This window comes from Occallatibacter sp. (assembly GCF_049802275.1).
Classification (GTDB): Bacteria; Acidobacteriota; Terriglobia; order Terriglobales; family Acidobacteriaceae; genus Telmatobacter.
The window spans coordinates 1-6222 of the sequence record NZ_JBARMD010000240.1; the positions used below are offsets into that span (position 1 = coordinate 1).

A 6222-nucleotide genomic window follows, 5' to 3' on the forward strand; every position below is an offset into this window, starting at 1 on the left:
GCTCAGGCGATGGACGATTGCTACGCGGAGATTCGATCGATTCAACAGGAAGCCCGCGAGAACGGATTCAAGAAGCAGCCCGTCTGGCCCATGATCATTCTGCGCACGCCCAAGGGGTGGACTTGTCCCAAGGAAGTGGATGGAATCCCAATCGAGGGTACCTTCCGCGCACACCAGGTTCCACTTGCAACGGTTCGCGAGAATCCCGAGCATCTCAAAGTTCTTGAAGCGTGGATGAGAAGCTACAAGCCGCAGGAACTCTTCGACAAGGATGGCAAGTTCATTGAAGAATTGGCGGTGCTCGCGCCCCGCGGCAACCGACGCATGGGCGGCAACCCCCATGTAAATGGCGGGCGATCGCTCATTACGCTCGCACTGCCCGATTTCACAGATTATGCACTCGAAATCCCCGGACCGGGCAAGGTTCTCGCTGAGGCCCCGCGCAAGCTTGGCGATTTCTTCCGTGATATTTTCAGGATGAATCTCGCGAACTTTCGCATGTTCTGTCCCGATGAAACCAACTCCAATAGGCTGAATTCCATCTTCGAGGCGACAAAACGCTGCTCCATGGCAGAGCTTGTCTCGATCGATGACGAACTCAGCCCCGATGGCCGCGTGTTGGAAGTCTTGAGCGAACATCTGTGCGAAGGATGGCTGGAAGGCTACCTGCTTACCGGACGGCATGGCATGTGGTCCTCCTATGAGGCTTTCGCGCAGGTGGTCGATTCCATGCTCACGCAGCATGCCAAGTGGCTTGAGCAATCCCGCGAGTATCCATGGCGCAAGCCAATAGCATCTTTGAATGTTTTGCTTACAAGCCACGCATGGCGCAATGATCACAACGGATTCAGCCACCAGGCCACCGGCTTTGTGGATAACGCGCTTGCACGCAGAAGCGACACCATTCGGGTCTACTATCCGCCGGACAGCAATTGCCTGCTGAGCGTATTCGATCATTGCCTGCGGAGCCGCAACTACGTGAACATCGTCACTTGCGGAAAGCAGCCGCAACTGCAGTGGCTGAACATGGATGAAGCTCTGGAGCATTGTTCGCGCGGCGCATCGACGTGGAAGTTTGCAACCAATGACGAGGGCGGAGAGCCGGATGTCGTTCTGGCCTGCGCCGGCGACGTGCCAACGATCGAAATCTGCGCAACATCGTGGCTTTTGCAGAAGTACGTCCCTGAAATCAGGGTTCGTGTTGTCAATGTAGTTGACCTGATGACTCTGATGTATCCAGACAAGCATCCGCATGGGATGGACGAGATGTCCTTCAATGCGCTCTTCACCGAAAAGGCTCCCGTAATTTTCGCCTTCCACAACAATCGGTGGCTCATTCATACGCTGGTTCATGGACGCGCCAATGAGGGCCGCTTCCATGTGCATGGCTATATTGACGAGGGAACAACCACTACCCCGTTCGACATGGTCGTGCTGAACGAGATGAGCCGCTTCCATCTTGCATTGGACGCTCTGAAGCACATTCCCCGACTTCGTGTGCAGGCTGCCGGCGCAATCCAGCTATTCGGCAAGAAACTCACCGAACATCACGACTACATTCGTGAGCACCTTGAGGATATGCCCGAGATCAGGAACTGGCAGTGGACAGCGGACTTCAGCGAATCCTCTGCGCCTGCTCCGTTGGCCAAGGGACATCCTCAAAAGGCCATGTTCACAGACAGCTAAACCGCGAGCTGCCGAAATTGAAGCGGAGGTGGGTTATCGCCAGAAGGGTATTGGCGAAGACACTCTCCGCTTCCTGAACTCCGCAAGACAGGGAGACACATTGAATGATCCGAAAGCACATTTCGATTGGTCAAGGATCGATGGATTCGATGCACTGGTTGAGTTAGCGCTCAATCTCCACTGGTCGTGGAATCATGCAGCGGACGAATTATGGCAAGGGCTCGACAAAGAACTCTGGACCGCAACACAAAATCCCTGGGTCATTTTGCGGACGGTTTCCAAAGAGAAGATTAAAGATGTACTGAGCCACCCGGAGTTTCGTCAGCGTCTCGATTCTTTGCTAAACCGCAATCGGACATCGTACAGCGCGGACGCATGGTTCCAGAACAAGCATCCGAATGTAGTGCTCACTTCGATCGCCTACTTCAGCATGGAATTCATGTTGAGCGAAGCGCTTCCGATCTACTCAGGCGGACTGGGCAACGTGGCGGGCGACCAGTTGAAAGCGGCCAGCGACCTGGGGGTTCCGGTGGTCGGTGTCGGCTTGCTCTACGGCCAGGGATATTTCCGCCAGGACTTCGATTCGGATGGACGCCAGCAGGCACTCTATCCGGTCAACGATCCGGGGCAATTGCCCATTCGGCCACTGCGACAACCTAACGGCGAATGGCTACGGTTGCAGATCCGAATGCCGGACGGGAAGATCTGGCTGCGTTGTTGGGAGGTTTCCGTTGGGAGAACAAAGCTGTACCTGCTCGACACCAACGACTTTTCGAACTCAGCGGCTCACCGCGGCATAACGAGCGAGCTTTATGGCGGCGATGCGGAGATGCGCCTGAAGCAGGAGATCGTTCTCGGGATCGGTGGCTGGCGCCTGCTGCGAGCGTTAGGCTTACGGCCTGAGGTATGCCACCTCAACGAGGGCCATGCGGCGTTCGCTACCCTTGAGCGCGCCCGCTCCTACATGGAGGACTGCAAGCAACCGTTCGATGTTGCCCTGAACGTTACACGAGCTGGGAACTTGTTCACTACGCACACGGCGGTCAGCGCAGGATTTGACCGCTTCCATCCCGATCTAATTCGCCAGTATCTTTGCCATTATGCCCTCGATGAACTCGCCATTCCGGTTGAAGACTTGCTCGCGATGGGCCGACAGAATGCGAGCGACCCTGCAGAACCCTTCAACATGGCGTACCTCGCACTCCGTGCCAGCGGCCAAGTGAATGGCGTGAGCAAGCTACATCGACAAGTGAGCCAACAAATCTTCAGGCCGCTTTTTCCGCGATGGCCTCAGGAAGAAGTACCCATTGGCTCCGTCACCAATGGAATACACGTGCCGACGTGGGATTCAGCAGCGGCTGATGCGCTCTGGACCTCAGCTTGTGGCCAGAAACGCTGGCGCGGGGATCGTCCAGCCGAAGACGATATACGCCAGCTCACGAATAATCAATTGTGGCAACTGCGCAAATCTGGTCGAAAGATGATGATCGGCCATATGCGTGAACGTTACGTGCTTCAGCTCGCCGCGGAAGGTCGAGGATCGTCGGATGCGAGCAGCATTTTTGACGAGAATATACTCACGATGGGATTCGCGCGTCGATTTGCCACATACAAGCGACCTAGTCTTCTGTTGCACGACCCTGAGAGACTGATTCGCCTTCTTTCGAATCCGCAGCGTCCAGTTCAGTTGATTCTCGCCGGCAAGGCTCATCCGCAAGACCAGCCCGGGCAAGCGCTGATCAAACAATGGAAGGACTTCATCAAACGTCCAGAGGCCCAGGGCCGTGTTGTTTTCCTGAATGACTACGATATGTTGCTGGCACAGGAAATGGTTCAGGGAGTCGATCTGTGGATCAACACGCCCCGACGGCCGTGGGAAGCCTGCGGAACAAGCGGAATGAAGGTCCTCGTCAACGGTGGCCTTAATCTTTCCGAGTTAGATGGCTGGTGGGCGGAAGCCTATTCTCCCGAAGTTGGCTGGGCCATTGGGGACGGACAGGAGCATGGCGACGATCCAGCATGGGACGCCGAGGAGGCAGAGGATCTTTATGCCCTGCTGGAAAGTGACGTAGTACCTGAGTTCTACCAGCGGGATGAAGCAAGTATGTCGCCCAAATGGCTGGGACGCATCCGCGAGAGCATGGCAAGGCTCACTCCAGAGTTTTCTGCCTCTCGAGCCATCCGCGAATACACCGAAAATCACTATCTGCCAGCCGCTTCAAATTACCAGGAACGTGCGGCGGAAGACAGCAAGCAAGGTTTGGTCGTGCTCCATTGGAGACAAGAGTTAGATCGGCATTGGAATGCGGTAGCCTTTGGCGCGGTGCGGGTCGATACTCATGACGGTCAGCATTTCTTTCAAGTCAAGGTTTCTCTGGGCAAACTCAATCCCGATCAAATAAGAGTGGAACTCTATGCGAACTCAAATCGCGGCTGTAAACCCGCGATTGAATCTATGAACACGTCGGAACCCGGTGCGGACTCGCGAGGAATGCTCACTTATTCGGCTCAGGTTTCCGCAACTCGCGCATCAAGCGACTACACGGTGCGGATCATTCCTCATCTCGCGAATGTTTCTGTTCCTTTGGAAGCTGGGCAGATTCTTTGGCAACATTAAAATTTGACGCGAATCCGAGGCAGCAGGCTTTGTATCACCACGCAGATTGCAACAGGGCCGCTCGTCACGGCGAATACTCGGCGGAGATGGAGAAGAGATGACGGGAAGCAAACACAATCGTGAAGGAAACAGCGGCGACAAAGGTGAGCCCGGTCCTGGTCCCTACTGGAGGCGGATGCATCGTGACTGGCGTTTCTGGTTAGGTGCGATACTTATGGCAGCGGCGCTTGCCGTTTATGTAATGAGCGGCGACCTGGCATGGGTGCCACACGGGCACCGGTTGCCGTAAGGCGCGCTCGCTGGCCAACTCGAACAAAGACAGTTTAGGCGGGTAAAGCACGGCTAAGTCTTATTTCTAAGCACAAGGGCAGCGCCTACCTTTTACAGGCAGCCGTAGGAGAGTGTACTTCGCGATTCGGCGGAGAAGTGCTCTGCCTTGAGGTTGTGATACCTCGATAGAAGGGGATTCAGTAAAGTGCAAAGACGTCTTTGCGTGAAGTTCAACCACGACTTAGTAGAGCTTGAGAGTTGGAGATGAATGAAGAAGCTGATTGTTTTTGACCTTGACGGAACGCTCGCTGCGAGCAAATCGCCCCTTGACTCTGAGATGGCATCGCTCTTGCATTACCTGCTCGGTGTCGCCAGGGTGGCGATCATCTCGGGGGGCGCGTGGCTCCAGTTTGAAAAGCAAGTACTCTCCCACCTTCCATGCGATGACCTCCTAGCAAAGCTCTCAATTCTCCCCACTTGTGGAACGCAATTCTTTCAATTCAACGGAGCATGGAAGAAGCTCTACGCGGAAGACTTCACTGCAGACGAGAAAGTGAAGATCGTTACTTCTTTGAGCAAAGCCGTAGAGACCGCGGGCTTCGCTGTCGAGAAAACCTGGGGAGAGACAATCGAGGATCGGGGAAGCCAGATAACTTATTCCTCGCTGGGCCAGCAGGCCCCACTGGAAGAGAAAGTGAAGTGGGACGCTGATTTTGCCAAGCGGAAGAAGATCAAAACGATCCTCGACACTCTCATTCCGGAGTTTTCGGTCCGCCTCGGCGGCGCAACCTCTATCGACGTTACCAAGCCCGGCATTGACAAGGCATACGGGATCAGGAAACTGCGCGATATTCTCCACATTTCAACGCAAGAGATGATCTATGTCGGGGACGCCTTATTCCCAGGTGGAAATGACTACCCTGCCGAACAGGCAGGTGTCATTTCAATTCCCGTTAAAAGCCCCACTGAAACGAAGCGCGTGATCGAAGCGATCATCGCTTGCCTGGGAGACGATCAACAAGCGCGAACTTGCAAGGTGGATTGATGGTTGACTTCCAGTTTCAACGGCCAGCGACGATGAGGGAGCCGGGGCGGGGCAATCCATTGGAACTCGAATGTCTCCTGCACCCTGCCTTACCCGACCACCTACCGGCAGGTACCGAGATGCCGACTCGGCATAAGCGAATTGCCTGCTTTTCACTCCGACGTAGTGGCTCACTCTTGAACGAAGGCTGGCATCCAATTTTTCAGCGTTCTTTTGTATTCTTCCAAGCAAAAGTGGAAAACACGTAGCATGGAGAGTGCCCCATGATTGAGCGGTTAAAATCCTTTCCCGAGAATGTTCTCGCGTTTGTTTGCAGCGGACGCGTCACGAAAGCGGACTACGATTCCGTTCTGATTCCATCCGTCATTGATGCGCTCAGGAGTCAGAACAAGGTCCGACTTTACTATGAGACAGCCGGCGACTTCGCCGGCATCGATCCGGGTGCGATCTGGGAGGATTTCAGAGTCGGAATCGAACACCTATCGCGCTGGGAGCGGGTAGCGGTCGTTACCGATGTGGAGTGGATCAAGCAGACGGTGCATTTGTTCGGCTTCCTTATGCCGGCCGCTGTGAGATCGTTCGCAGCGTCGGAGGCTGATTCGGC

5 protein-coding genes are annotated in these 6222 nt (G+C 55.0%); all 5 read left to right on the plus strand.

From position 1 onward, the window contains the following. On the plus strand, positions 1 to 1686 hold a 1686-nt coding region (locus WA354_RS08360; protein WP_472812546.1), incomplete at its 5' end, for a phosphoketolase family protein. A 28-nt stretch (positions 1687 to 1714) separates the two neighbouring features. Further along, positions 1715 to 4303, plus strand: coding sequence for an alpha-glucan family phosphorylase (glgP, locus tag WA354_RS08365; RefSeq protein ID WP_472812547.1), 2589 nt, complete (start codon positions 1715 to 1717; stop codon positions 4301 to 4303). A 97-nt stretch (positions 4304 to 4400) separates the two neighbouring features. Beyond that, positions 4401 to 4592, plus strand: a complete 192-nt coding sequence (locus WA354_RS08370; protein ID WP_472812548.1) for a hypothetical protein — start codon at positions 4401 to 4403, stop codon at positions 4590 to 4592. Between the two features lie 249 nt (positions 4593 to 4841). Further along, positions 4842 to 5618, plus strand: coding sequence for an HAD-IIB family hydrolase (locus tag WA354_RS08375; protein WP_472812549.1), 777 nt, complete (start codon positions 4842 to 4844; stop codon positions 5616 to 5618). A gap of 263 nt (positions 5619 to 5881) precedes the next feature. After that, on the plus strand, positions 5882 to 6222 hold a 341-nt coding region (locus tag WA354_RS08380; RefSeq protein WP_472812550.1), incomplete at its 3' end, for a SpoIIAA family protein.

Coding starts and splice junctions, on each gene's coding strand:
- WA354_RS08375 (WP_472812549.1), top strand. CDS start 4,842: ATGAAGAAGCTGATTGTTTTTGACCTTGACGGAACGCTCGCTGCGAGC.
- WA354_RS08370 (WP_472812548.1), top strand. CDS start 4,401: ATGACGGGAAGCAAACACAATCGTGAAGGAAACAGCGGCGACAAAGGT.